Source organism: Haloparvum sedimenti (genome assembly GCF_001462205.1).
Taxonomy (GTDB): Archaea; Halobacteriota; Halobacteria; order Halobacteriales; family Haloferacaceae; genus Haloparvum; species Haloparvum sedimenti.
Genome location: NZ_LKIR01000135.1, coordinates 44,015 through 63,204 on the forward strand (window position 1 = coordinate 44,015; position 19,190 = coordinate 63,204).

Below are 19,190 nucleotides of genomic sequence, written 5' to 3' on the forward strand. Positions count from 1 at the left end.
TCGTGTCGGTCTTGAGGTGGACCGACATCGTCTCGTCGGTGAAGAACTGCTGGATGGGCAGTTCCTCGACCACGCCGCGGGTGACGGGCTCGAGGTAGTCGATCGCGAGCCCCTTCGCCTTCGCGACCTCCGCCTGCACCACGTCGCTCGTCAGGAGCGTGGCGTCGTGCTCGCTGGCCGCGTCGCGGATCACCGCGTCGATCTCGCCCTCCTCGGCGGCGTCCCGCCGGCCGGCCTCGGGGCGGACGCCGACGTACGTCAGGTCGATCCGTCCCTCGTCGGCCATCGTCGCGAGCCGCTGGAGCTCCGAGAGCCCGTCCCAGCCGGAGTCGCGGCCGTCGTTGGCCTGCGCCTCCAGTTCGCCGACGACGGCCTCGGGGACGACCACCGTCGCGCCCTCGTAGGTCCCGTCCTCGACGCGTTCGGACACGCGGCCGTCGACGACCGCACTGGTGTCCGGTACTACGTTCATACCGTCGCTGGGGGCGCGTGCCGTATAAGGGTGTTCGACCGCCGGCCCCCGGCGTCCTTATAAACCCGGGCGCGGCGTCGGGCTCCCAGCGAGGCGGTCGCGGGGGCGAGCGGGGCGGTGCTGAGGTGCTGTGCCGTGCGGTTGCGGGGCAGTGCTGTGCCGTACGGTTGCGGGACGGTGCTGAATGCGGTCGGCGCGCGCGACCCTGACGCGCGCGAGGGAGGTCGCGGGCCGGCCGCATTGCGGTGCGGTGCTGTTCGCGGTCGGCCCGCGGCCGAGGTTGGGGAGGAGTGAGGCTGCCGTGCGGCCGCGGTGCTGTGCGGGGCGGTCGCGGTGGGTGGGACTGAAAGGGGCAGTCGGCTCGATCCGGCCCCGGCGCCGCAAGCGACGCGAGAGCGAAGCACTCGCTAGTCTGAGACTTCGTCTCAGGCACCGCAGCGGGCGTTGTCTCCAGCGTCGCCGTGAGCGCGGTGGGGAGCGAACGGCGGCTCGAAAATCTCCGATTTTCGGCGCGCTACTGCACGCTGGAGGCCAGCGGGACGCGGTTTGTCCCGCGCGGCGGAGAGCGAGGAGCGCAGAGTGTGCCGCGTTCCCGCGAGGAACGAGCGGGAGCCCGTGAGTCGCAGCCCGGCAGCCCGCTACCGCAGGCAGCCCGGACCGTCTCACGACGGCCGGTCGAGCCGGCTGGGGCTTTCGAGGTGTTACTGCTCCGATCAGCAGGATCAGCAGGATCAGCACCGGAGACAGAAACAGAAAACGCGTCGAAAGGAGAACGAGGAGAGCGTTCCGAACGTCGCCGCCCCGATCGGCAGCCTCGGGACCGAACCAGGGACGCGCTCCGGCCGGTCTTGCGCCCTACATCCGGTCTCGCGCCCTACATCCGGTCTTGCACTTCGCTCTCGACGCGCTGACCGGTCTCGATGATCGCCGAGGGCGGCGCGAGGTTCCGGCGGCCGCCCAGCGTCACGACGAACAGGACCGCGATACCGACGCCGTAGGCGGCCATCAGTGGCACCGTCACGAGGAACATCGTGATGATGTCCGCGGGCGTGAAGATGGCGGCGACGGTCAACATCGCGATGGTCACCTCGCGCCAGCGGCCGCGGAACGCGCCGTAGGTGATCCCCACGGAGTTCAGAAGCACCATCAGCACGGGCACGTCCGCGAGCAGGCCGATGCCGATGGTGGTGAACACGATGAGCCAGAAGAAGTCGTTGATCCGGTAGGTGATCACCATGTTGGCGTTCAGCGCGTCCGTCACGAGGTAGCTGATGATCGTCGGGGCGATGTACGAGTAGCCGAGCACGAAGCCGCCGATCAGGCCGGCCGCGAGCGCCGCGGCCCAGCCGAAGATGACGTTCCGGCGGCCGCGGACGAACCCGCGGTCGCGCAGGGCGGGCCACGCGGAGTACGCCAACACCGGCAGCGTCATCAACGCGCCCGCGAGCACCGAGAACTTCACGAGGAAGATGAGCGCCTCCACCGGGTGGAGCGTGATGATGGTGAACGAGGAGGTGTCCAGCGCCGGCGGCACGCGGCTGATGAAGTCCTCGCGGACGCGGCCGAGGCCGCCGAGGTACAGCGCGGTGAACGTCCCGGCCATCCAGATCAGGAACCAGGCCACGATGAGGAACGACCGCGAGCGCAGCGAGTCGAAGATGAACTTGAGGTCGGTGTAGTAGCCGCCGATGTCGTCCTCGTCGGCGCCCTCCTCCGTCAGCTCGTCGAGGAACGTCGAACTCGCGCGGGAGGCGCGTTCGCCCACGTCGTCGGCGATGCCCGGCGTCTCCTCGGCGACGGCGTTCACCTCCTCAGCCGGCTCGGCGCCGGCGGACTCGTCGGCCGCCCCGTCGTCGTCGGTCTCCGCTTCGGCGTCCGCGCCGGCTTCCTCGTCCGCTTCCTCGTCCGGCGTCGCCTCGTCGAAGCGGTCGAGGATCGCCTGCGCCTTCTCGGGGTCGTCGTCGTCCATCGCCTCGCTGGCGAGCGCGAGCGCCTCCTCCTCGGCGAGGGACGCGAACGCCTGCTCGGGCGCGGCGCGGACGCCGCCCGCGTCGAGCCCCCCGATGTCGATGGCGGTCGGGTCGCCGTACTCGCCGCCCGGCGCGACGGTGTCCAGGTCGCGGTAGACGACCGCAAGCGTCGCGACGACGACGAAAAGCAGCGCCCACAGGCCGGCGTAGAGCCCGGCCGCGGCCGCCGGGTCGAGCCCGAGCCCCTCGCCCGGCGCGAGGAACCGCCGCGTGCTCCCGAGCGACCGGATTAGGTCGTTGGCCGCCGTGCGACCGCCGTACTCGTAGAAGGCGTAGACGAGGCCACCACCGAGCACCGCCGCGCCGGCGACGACGTTCCAGTGGCGGCGCACCGACTCGAGCACGTCGATGCGGTCCGAGGAGCGCCTCGCGGTGACGACGACCTTCGAGAGGTAGAGGCTGAAGCCGTACAACGCGATCAGCGGCACCGCCCACATGATCTGCGTGAACGGGTCCGGCGGCGAGAACATGGCGCCGAAGACGAAGATGATGACGACCGCGTGGCGCCACTTGTCGCGGAACGTCTCGTAGGGGACGATCTCGGCGTACGACAGCCCGGTGATGAGGAGGGGCATCTGTCCCGCCAGCCCGAACGACAGCGAGAGGAAGACGATGAACTCCGTCCACATCACGATGGAGTAGCTCGGGTTCAGCCCCGCGTCGAGACCGAACGACGCGAGGAACGAGAACATCACCGGGAAGAAGACGAAGTAGCCGTAGGCCACGCCGCCCGTGAACAGGGCGACCGCGAGCAGGCCGATCAGCGCGAGCTTCCACCGTGCGACCGGCGTCTGCGGCCACGCGCCGCGCTCGCGGAGCTCGTCGCGCGCGAAGTAGATCAGCACCGGAGCGGCGACGATGCCGCCGACGATCAGGCCGATCTTCGCCTGCAGCAGGATCACCTCGAAGGGGGTCTGGGCGATGATCTCGGTCTCGGCGGCCACGTCCGGCGGCATGTTGGACTTGGTGTTGGCCTTCAGCGTGTCCCAGACGTAGAGTCGGAGGGCGTAGAACGTGCCCATGAAGCCGATCAGGAAGACGATGAACACCTTCTGGAGGTCCTTCTGGATGGAGCGCAACACGGTCGCGGCCGCGTCGCGTCCCTCCGATAAGGTCTGCTGGGTGTCCTCGTCGAGGGCACTCGCCATACCGGGCCGGAAGCGCGTCGCGGTTATCAACCTTTTCGAAGCCGACGCTCCCGAACGCCCGCCGTCGGGGGAGATCCGGCGGCGCTATCCAAAAAGGCCTATAATAGCCCGGTGGCGTATGTCGGATGAATGGGTGAGGACTCGGATCCCGACGGCGACGAGGAGAACGCGCCGTCGGACGCCGACGAGACGTCGTCGAGCGAGGGAGCGCCGGACGCCGGGGCCGAGGCCGACCCGGTCGAGGATCCCGACAGCGACGCGTCGGCCGCGGGCGACGAATCCGGTGAGGGCGACGCGGAGGGCGATGCCGATGCGGACGACGGCGCAGATGCGGACGACGATGCTGACGCGGACGACTCGAGGGATGAGTCAAGCGACGACGAAGCGTCCGACGACGAACCGGCCGATCCCGAGCCGAACGCGCCCGACGATGACGAGCTAGAGGAGGCGCGCGCGGTGGCCCCGCCACTCGACCGCGAGGAGGCGGTCACGAGGCGGGAGGACGCGGACGACGAGGGGGACGAGGACGATGAGGGAGACGCGGACGACGAGGGGGACGCGGACGAGGACGTCGACGAGGACCCCGACGGCGGTGCGGACGCTGCGAACGAGTCGGCAGACGTGACCGAGCCGACCGCGGAGGGCCTCGACGAGGACCCCTACGGGATGAGCGAGGAGGGGGACGACGAAGACGAGGAGCTCTTCGAGGGTCCCGAGTCGGACGAGGAGATGCCGCTGGCGGTCCACATCGAGGAGATGATGCGGCGGCTCGGCATCGTCTTCCTGTTCGGCGGCATCGCGACGCTGATCGCGTTCCCGACCGCGACGGACCTGATCGAGTACTTCTGGCAGTTCCACATCCCGGAGCCGATGGCGAACCGGCCGCGGCTCTACGGCCCCCTCGAACTCGTCTTAACGCGGCTGAAGGTGGCCGGGCTCGCGGGCGTGGTCGTCGGGCTCCCCGTCTTCGTCTACGAGACGTACCGGTTCATGCGCCCCGGGCTCTACCGCACGGAGCGGCGCTACTACCTCGCAGCGGTGCCGACGAGCCTAATCCTCGGCTCCATCGGGATCATGTTCGCGCACTTCCTCGTGCTGCCGGCGATCTTCAGCTACTTCACGACCTACACGACGGGCGCGGCGGTCATCGCGTTCGGGCTCGCGGAGACGTTCAACCTGATCGTCGTCATGCTGGCGTTCATGGCCATCGTCTTCCAGATCCCGCTGTTCATCATGCTCGCGATCATGATGAACCTCGTCACGCGGCGGTGGCTCGAACAGAAGCGCCTCATCTTCTGGGGCGTGTTCCTCGGCATCGCGTTCCTGTTCAGCCCCGACCCGACCGGGATGGCCCCGATCATCGTCACGCTGACGATGATCGTCCTCTACGAGGGAACGCTCGCGCTGCTGCGCTGGACCGGGAACTGAGAGGGAATCCGTCTCTGCGTTTTCACGTTTTCACATTTTTACGTTTTCGCGGACCGCGTGAACGCGGTTCGACGATCAGCCTAACAGGTCGAGGCGCCGAACAGCGTCTTCACGAAGTTCGGCACCGGGAGCGACCCGATCAGGTCCGAAAGGAAGTCCGGCACGAGGTCCGCCACGAAGCCCGGCGGTCCGTTCGCGCCCGGCCCCTCGTCAGCGTTCAGACACTCGTCCGTTTCCCCGCCCGGTTGCGCGGCGGCCGCGGCCGGCGCGACCGCGACGCCCGCGAGCAGGATCAGCGCGACCAGCGGGATCAGCCAGTTGGTTCTCATACACGCTCCCATTGCCCCAGTACGACCATAAGGGGTCGAGACGCTGAAGTCGGATTGCACCCGTTTTGACTCGGGTTAAGCACTCCGCGTCCGTCGATCGCCCGGATTTCGCCGACCGCGGTGGCGGGACGACCGTAAGCGTCCGAACCGCTCGCAACTGCGATGACGACCGCGGCGGACGCGACCGATCCCGCACCAGTCCTTATAAGCGCCCGCGCGGCGACCGCGGATCCATGTCCACCGACGCCCAGCAGGCCTGCTTCGAGGCGGGCATCAAGTTCGGCTCGCTGTACCATCAGTTCGCGGGGACGCCCGTCAGTCCCGCGTCGACGCGGAGCCTCGAGACCGCGATGGCGGAGGCCATCGAGAACCAGCCCTTCTGTGAATCGGTCGAGGTGACGGTCCACGACGACCGCGTCCGCGAGGCCATCGACCACGAGAACGGCTACACGGAGCTCACCGGCTCGCTGATGGACGTGACGATGCGCGTGGTCTACGAGAACGTGGTCGTCCGCACGCGCATGGAGATGGAGGACGGCTATCCCCTGATGAAGCTGGTCGAAGTGGAGGAGTGAGTCGCCGCGGGGAGCCGTCCGCATCCCGCATCGTCCGGACGACCCGCGCCCTGCACCGCCCGAACCGTCCGCTTCCCGCACCGCCAGCTCCCCGCCGAAGCTTCTTGTCGAACCGGGCCGAGCCATCGCGTATGGCCGACGACTGCATCTTCTGTGCGATCGTCGCGGGCGACATCCCCGCGCGCACCGTCCACGAGACCGACGACATCCTGGCGTTCCTCGACGCGAACCCCCTCGCACCGGGCCACACGCTCGTCATCCCCAAGGCGCACCACCGGCACGTCGGGGACCTACCAGCCGACCTCTCGAGCGCCGTCTTCGACGCGGTCGCCGACCTCACCCCGCGCGTGCAGGCCGCCGTGGACGCGGACGCCGCCAACGTCGGCCTCAACGACGGCGAGGCGGCCGGTCAGGAGGTCCCGCACGTCCACGCGCACATCGTCCCGCGGTTCGAGGGGGACGGCGGCGCCCCGATCCACGCGGTCGCGGGCGAGCGGCCGGACCTGAGCGACGCGGAACTCGACGGGATCGCGGCCGACATCACGGCCGAGCTCGACGGCTGACTGACACCTCAGACGAGACAAAATCAACTCTTTTCTCGAAGAATTTAAACCCGAAAGCGCGCCAGTAGGCCCATGACCGGCACGACGCTCGCGCTCGTCGGGGCGACCGGCGGCGCGGGAACGACGCGGACCGCGGTCGAGTTGGCGGCGATGGGCGCGCGGACGGGGGAGAACGTCGCCGTGCTCGACGCCGCCTACGGGACCCAGGGGCTCTCGGAGTACGTCACCGGCCGCATCGATCCCGACCTCACGGCGCTGGTGACCGACGAGCGGGAGCGCCCCCTCGCCGACGCGGCTCACGGCGCGGGCGATACGCTCCCCGGAAACCTCACGCTCGTTCCCGCTCGTGCGCCCTTCGAGCGCGTCGCGAGGGCGAAGACCGCGGCGGCCGCCCGCGCGCTGGCGGACCGGATCGGCGCGGCCGCCGCCGAGCACGACCGCGTGATCGTCGACACGCCGCCCGTCGCCGCCAATCAGGCGGTCGCGGCCGTCACCGAAACCGATCGAGTCGCGGGCGTACGCCCGGCGAGCAGACACGGGCGCGACGCGCTCCAGCGACTCCGCGGTCGGCTCGACGACGTGGGGAGCGGACTGGACGCGACGCTCGCTGTCGACCGGTTCGGTGACGGCGGGGAAGCCGCGGCGACTGACCGCGGCGCGGACGCGACCCTGCCCGCGACCGACCCGACGGTCGCCGCCGCGCCGGTCGCGGGAACCGACGACGGGGCCTACGGCGAGGCGGTCGCGGCCGGCTTCGAGGCGGCGTTCGACGCGTCGCTCGAGGTGAGCTTCGAGGACGAGGGCTTGCTGGACCGGATCGGGAACTGAGCCTCAGCGCCGCTCGTCCAGTCCCGCCCCCAGCCCGTCGCCGAGCGGGTCCACGGGGTCGGCCGCGACGGCGTCGGAGAGCTCCGGCACCGGGTCGTGGGTCTCGGCGTACGTCGCGAGCGCGAAGTCGGCTTCGTCGCCGCCCGCGAGCGCGACCGCCTCGCTGCGAGAGAGATCGCCGTCGAGCCAGTCGCGGACGGCGCCGCGTCGGCTCGGCGCGAGGGGGCGGACGCCCGTGAGGCCGCAGCGGTAGAGCGCCTTCGCGGCGACCATCGGCGCCACGCCGGCCTCGCGTGCGGCCGCGCCCACGCTCGACCCGACGGTGTAGGCGTCGACCAGCGTCGCGACCGCCTCAGGGGTACAGGGGAGCGCGTCGGCGTGCTCGCGGAAGCGTTCGACCGCGGGCACGTCCGTGTCGTCGACGACCGCCGCGCCGCGGTCGCGCTGCTCGCTCGTCACCTCGATGCCGGCCGCGATCTCCGAGAGCGTCACGCGACCGACTGCCGCGCCTTTCTACTTAACTTTTCTGCACGAACTGAATTGAGAAAACACACTGATGGAGAACCGACCGGTCATCGGTCGGTTGTTCCGGACGATCCGCGCCGATCACCCCCGATCCGTCCCGGGTTTAAGTAAGGAATCGGCGCCAAGTCTGTCGTGTATGAGTGGAACACGCTCCACGCCGTCGCGCTCGCCGGGTTGCCCTGAGTGTGACGGTCAGGTTCGTACCGACGGCACCGAACGCGTCTGCGGCGACTGCGGGCTCGTGATCGAGGCCGACCGCATCGACCACGGTCCCGAGTGGCGGTCGTTCGCGGACGACGACGCGAGCCCCGAGCGGACCGGCGCGCCGCGGACGCGGGCCAGACACGACCGGGGGCTCTCGACGGAGATCGGACGGTCAACGCGGCTCACCGGTCGGAAGAAGCGTCGACTCGCGCGAATGCGGACGCACCACAAGCGCTCGAAGATCGGCTCGAAGCGCGAGCGGAACCGCGTCTACTCCTACACGGAGATCCGGCGACTGATCGGCGAACTCGGACTGCCGGAGAGCGTCCGCGACCAGGCGTGTGCGCTGTTCGACTCGGCGCAGGACGCGAACCTGCTTCGCGGGCGCTCGCTGGAGGGGTTCTCGGCGGCCGCCGTCTACGCCGCGGCGCGGGCCGCGAACGTCGCCCGGACGCGCACGGAGGTGCGCGAGGCCGCGAAGGCGACCGCCGGCGAGCAGGACGCCGCCTTCGACGCCATGAACCGCGAGCTCGGGCTGCCGGTCGGCCCGACCGACCCCGCCGAGTACCTCCCGCGATTCGCCTCGGATCTGGACTGTTCGTCCGCGGTCGAGCGACGCGCTCGCGAGCTCGCGCGGCGAGCGGTCGAGGAGGGGATCGCCGGTGGGCGCGACCCCAGCGGCGTCGCGGCCGCGTGTCTGTACACCGCAGGCCGGCAAGTCGACGCGAGCGGTGCGGTCACGCAGCGGGAGGCCGCGGACGTGGCTGACGTGACGCCGGTGACCGTGCGCAGCACGTACGTGGACATTCGGGGCTACCGGAGCCGGGACTGACGCCGCGGATTGCGGTCCCGCCCCTCGGCCGACCGAAGGGGTGTTAGTCCTCCAACCCGTCCCTTTCGGTAATGGGAGTTCAAGAACAGTCCCCCTTCGACGTCGACGCGCTCCGCGACGACTTCCCGATCCTGGAGCGGAAGGTCGGCGGCGACGTGACGGTTCCGGGCGAGGGGCCGGGCGACGACACCCCTCTCGTCTACCTCGACAACGGCGCGACGACGCAGAAGCCGAACCAGGTGATCGACGCGATCGCGGACTACTACCGCGAGTACAACGCGAACGTCCACCGCGGGATCCATCAGCTGAGCCAGGAGGCGAGCGTCGCCTACGAGGAGGCCCACGACCGCGTCGCCGAGTTTATCGGCGCCGAGGGACGCGAGGAGGTCGTCTTCACGAAGAACACGACCGAGGCGATGAACCTCGTCGCGTACGCGTGGGGGCTGGAGGAGCTCGGCCCGGATGACAGCGTCGTGCTCACGCAGATGGAGCACCACTCCGCGCTCGTGACGTGGCAGCAGATCGGCAAGCGCACCGGCGCGGACGTGCGGTTCATCGAGGTCGAGGACGACGGAACCCTCGACATGGACCACGCCGCCGAGTGTATCGACGACTCGACGAAGATGGTCTCGGTCGTCCACGTCTCGAACACGCTCGGAACGATAAACCCCGTCGCGGAACTGGCGGAGATGGCCCACGACCACGACGCCTACCTGTTCGCGGACGGTGCGCAGTCGGTGCCGACGCGGCCGGTCGACGTGGGGGAGCTCGGGGTCGACTTCCTCGCGTTCTCGGGCCACAAGATGTGCGGCCCGACGGGGATCGGCGTGCTGTACGGCAAGGAGCACCTGCTCGACGCGATGCAGCCGTATCTTTACGGCGGCGACATGATCCGCCGCGTCAGCTTCGAGGACGCGACGTGGGAGGACCTCCCGTGGAAGTTCGAGGCCGGCACCCCCAACATCGCGCAGGGGATCGGGCTCACCGCGGCCATCGACTACCTCGAGGAGATCGGCATGGAGAACGTGCAGGCCCACGAGGACCGGCTGGCCGAGTACGCCTACGACCGCCTGACGGAGTTCGACGACGTGACGATCTACGGCCCGCCGGGCGACGAGCGCGGCGGACTGGTGGCGTTCAACCTCGATAGCGTCCACGCCCACGACCTCTCCAGCATCCTCAACGACTTCGGCGTGGCCGTCCGCGCGGGCGACCACTGCACGCAGCCCCTCCACGACGAAATGGGCGCGAACTCCTCGGCGCGGGCGTCCTTCTACGTCTACAACACGACCGACGAGATCGACGCGCTCGTCGACGCGGTCGACGAGGCGCGCCAGCTGTTCGCCTGAGCGGCGAGCGGTCTCAGAGGGACCCTTTTCGAACTCCCACTTTTCAGGGCGTCCGCAGTGCGGTGCGTCCTCGATCCGCACTGGGCTTGCGCGACCGATCGGTTCGGTGCGCTCGTTGAACGGCGGGAATGCCCTCGACCGGTCGTGGGCCCACTTTTTCAGTCCGCCGCGAGACAATCGCGTCTCGCGGGCCTCCGGCGTACAGTAGCGCGCGGGAGGCGTCAGGGTTGGTTCGTCGGCCGCCGCGGCCGATTGCTCGGTGAGTCACTGCTCCGACTGTCGGGTCACGCGTGAGGCTGTTGTGCGGTGCGGTCGGGGCGGTCGGGACCTACAACAGAACCCAAAGAAGTCGTGGAAAGGGGCTGTAGCGGTTTTCTGCCCGTCCCGCTCTCCATCGACGGTCGTTCGCGTCTCAGAGGTACGTGAACCAGTCGTCGTGCGCGTCCGTCCGGCGCTCGACGAGGTCGAAGAACGCCTTCTGGAGCTCCTCGGTGACGGGGCCGCGGGTGCCCGCGCCGATCTCGGTGTCGTCCACCGAGCGGATCGGCGTGACCTCGGCCGCGGAGCCGGTGAAGAACAGCTCGTCGGCGGTGTACAGCTGGCCGCGGGAGATGACCGCCTCGTCGTGGACGGTGTAGCCGCGCTCGCGGGCGAGCTGGATGACGGTGTTGCGGGTGATCCCGTCGAGGATCGACTGGGCGCGGCCGGTCGTGTAGACCTCGCCGTCGTTGACCATAAAGATGTTCTCGCCGGGCCCCTCCGCGACGTTGCCCTCCTTGTTGAGGACGATGGCCTCGACGTAGCCGTTGCGGCGGGCCTCCTCGCCCGCGAGCATGGAGTTGACGTACAGCCCCGTGGTCTTCACGTTCGTCGGGATCTGCGAGGAGGAGTGCTTGCGCCACGAGGAGACCATCACGTCGACGCCGTCGTTGAGCGCCTCCTCGCCGAGGTACGCGCCCCACGGCCACGCGGCGATGGCCACGTCGGTCGGACACTCCTTCGGCGAGACGCCGAGCGTGTCGTACCCGTAGTAGGCGATGGGCCGGATGTAGCAGGACTCCAGGTCCTGGTCGCGCAGGAGCCGGAGCGTCGCCTCGGTCAGCTCCTCGCGGGAGTGGTCGATGTCCATGTCGTACACCTTCGCGGAGTCGAACAGGCGGTCGAGGTGCTCCTCCCACCGGAAGATCGCCGGGCCGTTCTCCGTGTCGTAACAGCGGACGCCCTCGAAGACGCCGGTCCCGTAGTGGAGCGCGTGCGTGAGGACGTGCGTCGTCGCGTCCTCCCAGTCGAGGAATTCGCCGTTCTTCCAGATGGTGTCGACGTCCATCTCGTCGAAGCTCATGATCGCAGCGTCGGCAGCGGTCGTGATAAATGTAGCAGGATCAGCAGTCGACGGCGACGGAGGGAGTCCGCAGTCCCCCGATCGTCAGCGCAGCGCGTCGAGCAGCGCTGCGCCCTCAACGAAGGGGATGTCGTTCGCTGCCGCGTACGCGCGAGCGTCGGCGGGCGAGAGCGCGCCGCCGGTCGCCCCGTCGAGCATCTCGCAGACCACGGCCGCGGGCGCGCGGTCGGTCGCGGCTGCGAGCGCGAGCCCCAGTTCGGTGTGGCCCTCCCGGTCGGACAGCCCGGCCGGCGCGCCGCGGAGGACGTGGACGTGGCCCGGCGCGCGGAACTCGGCGGCGAAGTCCTCGGGCGTGTAACCGTCGGGATCGCGGGCGACGGCCGCCGCGGCGTTGCCCAACTCCGAGATCGTGCGCGCGCGGTCGTCGTCGGTGATGCCGGTGAACGTCTCGCGGTGGTTCACCGGGAGCGAGAACGAGGAGCGGTCGTCGTAATCCGGATTGTCGTCGACCGCGGGGTGGTCGAGCGCGTCCGCGAGGAACGGGAGGCCGAACGCGTCCGCCACGGCGTCGCCCACGGCGACGCAGATCAGGCCGCCGGCGTCGTTGCGCATCCGGCGGACCGCGGCCGGACCGACCGCCGCCGCGGGGTAGATCAGGTCCGTCTCACCCTCGCGGTCGGCGGCGTCGTGAACGCAGACCGGCTCGCCCGCGGCGAAGGCCTCGAGCGCGCGGTCGACTGCCGCGGTCCCGGTTCCCGGGCGGTCCCCTTCGCCCGCCGCTGCCGACTCCGCGTCGCTGCCGGCCCGCATCAGGCGCCCTCCTCGTCGGCGCGGCTCGTGGGCTCGATCCGCACGTCGACCGGCTCGCGGTCGTCGAGTCCGAGCTCGTCCCGCAGCCGGTCGGGCGCGATGACTTCGATCTGCGACTCGTCGTGGTGGGTGCGGTCGGGGACGATGACGTGGGCGCCCTCGTAGCTTCGGGCGTCCGCCTCGTCCGCGCCGTCGTCGTCCTCCGCGCCGCCGGCGACCACGGTCGCCGCGAAGCAGGTGGCCGCGCCGTACGTCCGGTCGTCGCCCTCCCACGCGTCGATGGGAACGGCGTCGATCCCGCCGAGCTCGGCCCGCCGGCGGACGCTCGCCTCGTCGAGGTCGACGTTGAGCGTGCCGGGGAACGGCTCGTAGCCGAGCCGCTCGCGGAACTGGCGCATGTAGCCATCGAGCGTGATGTAGTGGCGTCCCTCGCCCATCCCGCTCGTCACCACGCCCGAGAGGGTGAGCGCGGTCTCCGTCTCGAAGATCCGCCGGTAGTCGGCGTACTCGCTTCGGAGCGCCGCCTCGCCGGCCTCCGTCACCCGGACCCACTGGCCGTCGCCGACGACCTCGCGTTCGATCAGGCCGGCAGCCTCCAGCCGCTGGAGCCGGCGCGAGGCGGTCTGCGTCGAGGCGTCGAGGCGGTCCCCGAGCGCCGCACACGAGACCTTCGTCTCCGTCAGCCCGTCCGCGAGCGCGACGTGTTTCAGCGCCGCGAGCTCGTCAGGACCGACGTCGGTAGCCGTCGCCGCGTCTTGCATACCTCCGGGTTGGCGACTCGCCGCTAAAAGCATACCGAATGTGAGGAGCATCTCAAAAACGTGACGGCGTTCCAGGAACGGACCGGCCCGAACCGCGGCGGACCGCACGCGGTCTACCTGCGACTCCGGCCGGGAGCGGCCTAAAGCCGTCGGTCGCGTCGGTTCCGGCCGCGGTCGCGGACAGCGACGGTCGCTCGGACTCGCGGTCCGACCCCGGTCCGACCGCGGTCCCGGGCGGGTCGCTTCGGAAGGGCCTTTTAGCGGGACCCACGAACGGGTCCACATGTTCAGACAGTTCCGCTCGGAGGTCGAGACGGCGCTCGCGGACGCGCTCGCGCGCCGCGACCTGCCGACGGACGACCTCGGCATCGAGGAGCCGCCCGCCGACACCGACGCGACGCTCGCCTCCAGCGTCGCGTTCCGACTCGCGGGCGAGGTCGGGGCGGCCCCGCCGCAGGTGGCCGAACAGGTGGCGGAGGCGGTCACCGAGGTCCTCGCCGAGGGCGCCTTCGACTACCTCGGCGGCGTCGAGACCGCCGGCCCCTACGTCAACTTCCGGACGGCGGACGCCTACCTCGCGGACACGCTCGCGGCGGGCGTCGACGCCGACTACGGCGCGCTCCCCGACCGCGACACCTCGGTCGTCGTCGAGCACACCAGCGCGAACCCGACCGGTCCCGTCCACGTCGGCCGCGCGCGCAACCCCATCGTGGGCGACGCGGTCGCGAACCTGCTCGACTTCGCCGGCTACGACGTGGACCGCCACTACTACGTCAACGACGCCGGCCGCCAGATGGCCGTCTTCACGTGGGCCTACGAGACGTTCGACGAGTCGGACCTCGAGGGGAAGCCGGCCCGCGACCGGATCGAGTACGACCTCGTCCGCTACTACCGCAAGGGGAACGCGTACCTGGAGAACGCCGACGAGGCAGCGGTCGAGGCCGCCGAGGCGGAGATACAGTCGATCCTCCAGGGGCTGGAGGCCGGCGACGAGGAGACCTACGAGCGCGTCCAGACCGTCGTCGACCAGGTGCTCGGCGGGATGAAGGAGTGCCTCGCGCGCCTCCCCGCGACGTTCGACGAGTTCGTCAAGGAGACGCGGTTCATGCGCGACGGTTCCACCGACGAGATCGCCGAGCGGCTCAAGGAGACGGACCACGCCGTCTACGAGGAGGACGCGTGGCAACTCGACCTGGACGCGTGGGGGATCGACAAAAACCTCGTCTTCCTGCGCTCGGACGGGACCAGCCTCTACACGACCCGCGACCTGGCCCACCACGAGTGGAAGTTCGACAACTACGACCGCGCCGTCACCGTCCTCGGCGAGGACCACAAGCTGCAGGCCGACCAGCTCGACGCCGCGCTCGAACTCCTCGGCAACGACGTCGACCAGCTCGGTCACGTCATCTACTCGTACGTCAACCTCCCCGAGGGGAAGATGTCGACGCGAGCGGGGACGGGCGTCCAGCTCGACGACCTGCTCGACGAGGCCATCGACCGCGCGCGAGAGGAGGTCGAGGACCGCCTCGACGACCGTATCCGCGACGACGAACTCGACGACGAGGACGTGGAGCGAATCGCCCGTCAGGTGGGCATCGGCGCGGTCCGCTACGACATCGTCTCGAAACAGCCCGCGAAGGCGATAACCTTCGAGTGGGACCGCGCGCTCGACTTCGAGGCACAGTCGGCCCCCTACGTGCAGTACGTCCACGCGCGGTGCTGCGGCATCCTCGAGGAGGCCGCGCGCGCCGGCGCCGCGGTCCCGGACGCGCCCGACGCCGACGCCCTCGTTGCGCCCGAGGCCGAGGCCCTGCTCCGGGAGGCCGCCCGCTTCCCCGCGGTCGTCGAGGAGGCCGCCGACGACCTCGAACCCCACACGGTCGCGACCTACACCCGCGACCTCGCGGAGGCGTTCAACGCCTTCTACCGCGAGTGTCCGGTCCTGACCGCCGAGACGGACGAGCGCCGCGACGCGCGGCTCGCGGCGGTCGCGCTGGCGAAGCACGCGATGGCGAACGCGCTCGCGGTCCTCGGCGTCGAGGCCCCCGACTCGATGTAGGCTGCGGAGAGCGACAGACCCTCACTGCGGTCAGCGACCGAACAGCCGAGAGAAAAAGCCCTTCTTCTCCGCCGTCTCGTCGTCCGCGTCGTCCGGCGACGTCTCGTCCTCGGGTGCCGCCTCCGCGCCGTCACCCTCGCCGTCCGCGTCGCCGTCCGCATCGCGGAACGGGACGCTCCCCTCGAGGTCGGCGTCCTCGTCCGCTTCGGTCGCTTCGTCCGTCTCGTCCGCGCCGTCGTCCGCTTCGTCCTCGGAGTCGGCCGATTCGTCGACGGGACCCGGTTCGGGGGCGTCCGGGTCCGCCCGTTCCGGCTCCGCCTCCGCGATGGGTGTCGCGTCCCGCTCCGGCGCGTCCTCTTCGGACTCGACCGCTTCTTCTTCAGCCGTTCTCTTTTCTGTCACGGCCGCTTCGTTTTCTGCCTCAGTCGCTTCTTCGCCGGCTGTTTCCGCCTCGGTCGCTTCTTCTCCAGCCGCTTCCGTTTCTGTCTCGGCCGCTTCCGCCTCGGTCGGTGCCGCCTGCTTCTCGGCGCCCGGTGCGGGCTCGAGCGTCACGCCGGTCAGCTCCGCCGCGAGCGCGCGGTAGGCCGCGGTCGCGGGCGCGTCGGGCGCGAACGTCGCCAGCGGCTCGCCGGCGCGCAGCGCCTCGCCGACGGTCGGGTCCTCCGGGATCCTGCCGAGGACGGGCGCGTCGAGGTGTTTCTCGACGAGCGCCTGGTCGTGGTTCTCCGCGGTCACGCGCGTGAGCGCCGCGCCGGCGACCGTTCCGCCGAGGCGCTCGGCCAGGTCCGCGGTCTTGTCGGTGTCGATCAGCGCGTCGCGTTCCGGCGTCGAGACCAGCAGCGTCTCGTCGGCCAGCGCGAGCGGGAGCGCCGAGTCGTGCGCGAGCCCCGCACCGCAGTCGAGCACGACGATGTCGGCGTCGTCGAACGCCTCGATCACCTCGCGGAGCCCCGCCGGGTCCGCGGCCGCGTACGCGTCCAGTTCCGTTTCGCCGGGGACGACCCGAAGCCCGCACGGCCCCTCGCGGACCGCGTCCGCCAGGTCCGTCTCACCCGCGAGCACGTCGTGGAGGGTCGGTTCGGCGGCGTCGACGCCGAGCGCGCCCGCGAGGTTCGCCATGCCCAGGTCGGCGTCGACGACGACGGTGTCCTCGCCCGCCGCGGACAGGATCGCCGCGAGGTTCGCGGTCGTCGTCGTCTTGCCGACGCCGCCCTTCGCCGAGGCGACCGCATAGACCGTTGCCATACGGCCATCCACCGGTAGCGACCACTTAAATGTACGCGCGAGCGACCGTTCGCCCGGCCGCCCCGCGGGGAACCACGCCGCCAGCGCGGGATCGCGACCGGCGGCGCGAGCCGCGCGAGCCGCGATGGCTTTCGCAAACACCTTATACGGCGCTGTCGGTACTTTCGGACGATTAGTGAGTATGGCGAGACCAGAGGTTCTCGAACGGATCAAGGATGCCGAGGAAGAGGCGGACGAGATCATCGCCGAGGCGGAGGCCGACGCCGAGGAGCGCCTCTCCGAGGCCCGCAAACGGGCGGAGGAGATCCGCTCCGAGGCCGAGGAGGAGGCGTCCGCCGAGGCGGAGGAGCGTCTCGAGTCCGCCCGCGAGGAGATCGAGGAGCGGAAATCCGAGATCCTCGCCGAGGGAGAACAGGACCGCGAGGAGCTCGAAAGCGAGGCACGCGAACGCGTCGACGAGGCGGTCGAGTACGCCGTCGACCAGTTCGAGGAGGCGGTGAATGCTCAGGCCTGAGCAGATGAGCAAGGTGTCGGTGACGGGCTCGAAGCGCGTCATCGACGACGTGATCGAGACGGCCTATGAGCACCACAGCCTCCACGTCACCGACTACGACGGCCGCTACGAGGGGTTCCAGCCGGGCGGGTCCCTCGAGGGCGCCGAGGCGGTCAACGAGAAGCTCGTGACCGTCCGCTCGCTGGAGAGCATCCTCGACGTCGAGGACGCGGACGCCGACGGCCGGGCCGCGCTCGACGACGAGGAACTGGAGGCCGAGCTCGCCGACGTGCGCGAGCGCGTCAACGACCTCAACGACCGCCGGGACGACCTCCGGACGGAGATCCGCGACCTCGAGGAGGAGGTCGCCGCCGTCGAGCCGTTCGCGGAGCTGGGGATCGAGCTGGACCTCCTCCGCGGCTACGACGGACTCGAAGTGGTCGTCGGCCAGGCGTCCGCGGACGACGTGGAGTCCGCGGTCGCGTCGGCGTCCGGCATCGACGCCTTCGAGGTCTTCTCCGGCGGCGACACCGTGGCGGTCTTCGCCCGCCCCGCCGAGGAGGCCGACGAGGGCGTCCTGCAGGACGCGCTCGTGGGCGTCGACATCACCTTCCTCGACGTGCCCGAGTCGGGCGCGGACCCCGAGAGCTACGTCACGGAGCGCGAACAGCGCATCCGCGAGCTGGAGTCGAAGCTCGACACCGTCGAGAGCGAGATCGAGGAGGTCAAGACCGAGGCGGCGAGCTTCCTCCTCCGCGCCGAGGAGCAGCTCACCATCGAGGCACAGAAGAAGGAGGCGCCGCTCTCGTTCGCGACGACGGAGAACGCGTTCGTCGCCGAAGGGTGGGTTCCGACGGAGATGTTCGACGATTTCGCGGCCGCGATAACCGACGCGGTCGGCGACCGCGCGGAGGTCGAGGAGCTCGAACGCGCCTCGTTCACGCCGGACGGCGACCACCACTCGGAGCCGGTCGCCGACGAGGGCGACGCCGAGCGCGAGGCGGCCACGGACGGCGGCCACGCGACCGGTCCGCAGGACGAGCCGCCGGTCGTGCAGGACAACGGCGGCGCGGCCGGTCCCTTCGAGCTGCTCGTGCAGGGCTTCGGACGGCCGAAGTACCGCGAGTTCGACCCGACGCTGCTCGTCTTCCTCACGTTCCCGGCGATGTTCGGGTTCATGATCGGCGACGTCGGGTACGGCGTCCTGTACGCCGCCATCGGCTACTTCATGTACTCCAACTACGAGGGCGCCTTCCGCGAACTGGGCGCCATCGCGATGTGGGCGGGCGGCTTCACGATCCTGTTCGGGATCTACTTCGGCATCGACGTGTTCGGCTACCACGCCTACCCGCTGTTCGGCCTCGACTGGCCGGTCGCCGGGAAGGGGCTCTCCCCGGCTGACCTCGACTGGGCGCTGTCGTTCCTCGTCGTCAGCGTGCTGTTCGGGCTGGTCCACCTGAACGCGGGGTACGTCCTCTCGTTCGTGAACAACTACGAGCAGCACGACCTCAAGCACGCGATGTACGAGAGCGCCTCGTGGCTGCTCCTGCTCAACGGCGCGTGGATCTGGATCTTCAGCCAGCACGTGCCGGGCCCGAAGCCCGACTTCCTGTTCGAGTCGGTGTCGATCCTCACCCTCGGCGCCGTCTCCTTCGCCGGGTTCCCGGTCGTCGTCGGCTACCTCGGCCTCGCGGCCGCGGCGCTCGGCTTCGTCCTGCTCGCGATCGGCGAGCCGGCGGAGCTGGCTGAAGTGCTCTCGCCCATCGTCAACGTCATCTCGTACGCGCGGATCATGGCGGTGCTGCTCGCGAAGGGCGGGATGGCTCTCGCGGTCAACCTGCTCGCGTTCGGCGCGTACATCGACGGCGGTGGCGACGGGAGCTTCCACTTCATCTTCACGCCGGAGTACCTCTCGTACGTGCAGGAGCACTCCGTCGCGAACGGCGGGGAGTACGAACTCGTCTTCGCGGGACTGACGACCGCGTTCGAGCCGAGCCTCGTCGGCGTGCTCGCCCTGGTGGGCGGCATCGTCGTGGCGTTCATCGGCCACGTCGTCGTCCTGCTGCTCGGCGTCACGTCCGCCGGCATTCAGGCGGTGCGCCTCGAGTACGTCGAGTTCTTCGGCAAATTCTACGAGGGCGGCGGCAAGGCGTATCTCCCGTTCGGATACGACCGGCAGTACACCGCCGACGACTGA

Annotated in this window: 16 protein-coding genes and 1 pseudogene; 9 read left to right on the forward strand and 8 right to left on the reverse strand. The window is 70.1% G+C overall.

What is annotated here, in order from left to right; genetic code table 11:
- A pseudogene (locus tag AN233_RS18100) lies at positions 1-472 on the reverse strand (PIN domain-containing protein); the annotation flags it as partial.
- A gap of 874 nt (positions 473-1,346) precedes the next feature.
- Positions 1,347-3,650 (reverse strand): twin-arginine translocase subunit TatC, encoded by a 2,304-nt coding sequence (gene tatC / locus AN233_RS12220; protein ID WP_058367058.1) that lies wholly within the window; start codon positions 3,648-3,650, stop codon positions 1,347-1,349.
- Between the two features lie 129 nt (positions 3,651-3,779).
- Here tatC (AN233_RS12220) and tatC (AN233_RS12225) point away from each other — a divergent pair, with 129 nt between their 5' ends.
- Entirely contained in the window at positions 3,780-5,078 is a 1,299-nt protein-coding gene (gene tatC, locus AN233_RS12225; RefSeq protein WP_058367059.1) for a twin-arginine translocase subunit TatC, read from the forward strand.
- 80 nt (positions 5,079-5,158) lie between these two features.
- On the opposite strand, the gene AN233_RS12230 is transcribed toward tatC (AN233_RS12225), so the two are convergent.
- A complete protein-coding gene (locus tag AN233_RS12230) occupies positions 5,159-5,407 on the reverse strand; it encodes a histidine kinase (protein WP_245626071.1) in 249 nt (82 codons plus the stop codon).
- Positions 5,408-5,640: 233 nt separating this feature from the next.
- Here AN233_RS12230 and AN233_RS12235 point away from each other — a divergent pair, with 233 nt between their 5' ends.
- From AN233_RS12235 to AN233_RS12245, 3 genes are all read left to right on the forward strand, one after another.
- On the forward strand, positions 5,641-5,982 hold the full coding sequence (locus tag AN233_RS12235; protein ID WP_058367061.1) for a dihydroneopterin aldolase family protein: 342 nt from the start codon (positions 5,641-5,643) through the stop codon (positions 5,980-5,982).
- A gap of 131 nt (positions 5,983-6,113) precedes the next feature.
- Positions 6,114-6,545: an HIT family protein gene (locus AN233_RS12240; protein WP_058367062.1), complete on the forward strand. Its 432-nt coding sequence runs from the start codon at positions 6,114-6,116 to the stop codon at positions 6,543-6,545.
- Between the two features lie 72 nt (positions 6,546-6,617).
- The gene (locus tag AN233_RS12245; RefSeq protein ID WP_058367063.1) at positions 6,618-7,373 is read left to right on the forward strand and encodes an AAA family ATPase; all 756 of its coding nucleotides are present in this window, start codon (positions 6,618-6,620) and stop codon (positions 7,371-7,373) included.
- 3 nt (positions 7,374-7,376) lie between these two features.
- Here the strand turns inward: AN233_RS12245 and AN233_RS12250 are convergent, their stop codons facing one another.
- Positions 7,377-7,865 (reverse strand): DUF7858 family protein, encoded by a 489-nt coding sequence (locus AN233_RS12250; RefSeq protein WP_058367064.1) that lies wholly within the window; start codon positions 7,863-7,865, stop codon positions 7,377-7,379.
- A gap of 64 nt (positions 7,866-7,929) precedes the next feature.
- On the opposite strand from AN233_RS12250, the gene AN233_RS12255 reads away from it, so the two are divergent.
- On the forward strand, positions 7,930-8,934 hold the full coding sequence (locus AN233_RS12255) for a transcription initiation factor IIB (protein ID WP_080508461.1): 1,005 nt from the start codon (positions 7,930-7,932) through the stop codon (positions 8,932-8,934).
- A 71-nt stretch (positions 8,935-9,005) separates the two neighbouring features.
- Positions 9,006-10,283 (forward strand): aminotransferase class V-fold PLP-dependent enzyme, encoded by a 1,278-nt coding sequence (locus tag AN233_RS12260; protein WP_058367065.1) that lies wholly within the window; start codon positions 9,006-9,008, stop codon positions 10,281-10,283.
- Positions 10,284-10,695: 412 nt separating this feature from the next.
- Here the strand turns inward: AN233_RS12260 and AN233_RS12265 are convergent, their stop codons facing one another.
- The 3 genes from AN233_RS12265 to AN233_RS12275 all read right to left on the reverse strand — a co-directional run bounded on the left by AN233_RS12265 (position 10,696) and on the right by AN233_RS12275 (position 13,196).
- Entirely contained in the window at positions 10,696-11,625 is a 930-nt protein-coding gene (locus AN233_RS12265; RefSeq protein WP_058367066.1) for a branched-chain amino acid transaminase, read from the reverse strand.
- An 84-nt stretch (positions 11,626-11,709) separates the two neighbouring features.
- On the reverse strand, positions 11,710-12,435 hold the full coding sequence (gene ribB, locus AN233_RS12270; protein ID WP_058367067.1) for a 3,4-dihydroxy-2-butanone-4-phosphate synthase: 726 nt from the start codon (positions 12,433-12,435) through the stop codon (positions 11,710-11,712).
- The gene (locus AN233_RS12275) at positions 12,435-13,196 is read right to left on the reverse strand and encodes a DUF120 domain-containing protein (RefSeq protein ID WP_058367068.1); all 762 of its coding nucleotides are present in this window, start codon (positions 13,194-13,196) and stop codon (positions 12,435-12,437) included. Before AN233_RS12275 ends, ribB begins: the two co-directional genes overlap by 1 nt.
- A 283-nt stretch (positions 13,197-13,479) precedes the next feature.
- On the opposite strand from AN233_RS12275, the gene argS reads away from it, so the two are divergent.
- Positions 13,480-15,255: an arginine--tRNA ligase gene (argS, locus tag AN233_RS12280; protein ID WP_058367069.1), complete on the forward strand. Its 1,776-nt coding sequence runs from the start codon at positions 13,480-13,482 to the stop codon at positions 15,253-15,255.
- A gap of 30 nt (positions 15,256-15,285) precedes the next feature.
- Here argS and minD read toward each other — a convergent pair whose 3' ends face one another.
- Entirely contained in the window at positions 15,286-16,500 is a 1,215-nt protein-coding gene (gene minD, locus AN233_RS12285) for a cell division ATPase MinD (protein ID WP_058367070.1), read from the reverse strand.
- Positions 16,501-16,681: 181 nt separating this feature from the next.
- Here minD and ahaH point away from each other — a divergent pair, with 181 nt between their 5' ends.
- The gene (gene ahaH, locus AN233_RS12290; RefSeq protein ID WP_058367071.1) at positions 16,682-17,014 is read left to right on the forward strand and encodes an ATP synthase archaeal subunit H; all 333 of its coding nucleotides are present in this window, start codon (positions 16,682-16,684) and stop codon (positions 17,012-17,014) included.
- The gene (locus AN233_RS12295) at positions 17,001-19,190 is read left to right on the forward strand and encodes a V-type ATP synthase subunit I (RefSeq protein ID WP_245626073.1); all 2,190 of its coding nucleotides are present in this window, start codon (positions 17,001-17,003) and stop codon (positions 19,188-19,190) included. The genes ahaH and AN233_RS12295 overlap by 14 nt, the downstream gene beginning before the upstream one ends.

Excerpts from the sequence above, each read along its gene's own strand:
- tatC (WP_058367058.1), bottom strand. The coding sequence starts at position 3,650 with ATGGCGAGTGCCCTCGACGAGGACACCCAGCAGACCTTATCGGAGGGA.
- tatC (WP_058367059.1), top strand. The coding sequence starts at position 3,780 with ATGGGTGAGGACTCGGATCCCGACGGCGACGAGGAGAACGCGCCGTCG.
- AN233_RS12230 (WP_245626071.1), bottom strand. The coding sequence starts at position 5,407 with ATGAGAACCAACTGGCTGATCCCGCTGGTCGCGCTGATCCTGCTCGCG.
- AN233_RS12235 (WP_058367061.1), top strand. The coding sequence starts at position 5,641 with ATGTCCACCGACGCCCAGCAGGCCTGCTTCGAGGCGGGCATCAAGTTC.
- AN233_RS12240 (WP_058367062.1), top strand. The coding sequence starts at position 6,114 with ATGGCCGACGACTGCATCTTCTGTGCGATCGTCGCGGGCGACATCCCC.
- AN233_RS12245 (WP_058367063.1), top strand. The coding sequence starts at position 6,618 with ATGACCGGCACGACGCTCGCGCTCGTCGGGGCGACCGGCGGCGCGGGA.
- AN233_RS12255 (WP_080508461.1), top strand. The coding sequence starts at position 7,930 with ATGGAGAACCGACCGGTCATCGGTCGGTTGTTCCGGACGATCCGCGCC.
- AN233_RS12260 (WP_058367065.1), top strand. The coding sequence starts at position 9,006 with ATGGGAGTTCAAGAACAGTCCCCCTTCGACGTCGACGCGCTCCGCGAC.
- AN233_RS12265 (WP_058367066.1), bottom strand. The coding sequence starts at position 11,625 with ATGAGCTTCGACGAGATGGACGTCGACACCATCTGGAAGAACGGCGAA.
- ribB (WP_058367067.1), bottom strand. The coding sequence starts at position 12,435 with ATGCGGGCCGGCAGCGACGCGGAGTCGGCAGCGGCGGGCGAAGGGGAC.
- AN233_RS12275 (WP_058367068.1), bottom strand. The coding sequence starts at position 13,196 with ATGCAAGACGCGGCGACGGCTACCGACGTCGGTCCTGACGAGCTCGCG.
- argS (WP_058367069.1), top strand. The coding sequence starts at position 13,480 with ATGTTCAGACAGTTCCGCTCGGAGGTCGAGACGGCGCTCGCGGACGCG.
- minD (WP_058367070.1), bottom strand. The coding sequence starts at position 16,500 with ATGGCAACGGTCTATGCGGTCGCCTCGGCGAAGGGCGGCGTCGGCAAG.
- ahaH (WP_058367071.1), top strand. The coding sequence starts at position 16,682 with ATGGCGAGACCAGAGGTTCTCGAACGGATCAAGGATGCCGAGGAAGAG.
- AN233_RS12295 (WP_245626073.1), top strand. The coding sequence starts at position 17,001 with ATGCTCAGGCCTGAGCAGATGAGCAAGGTGTCGGTGACGGGCTCGAAG.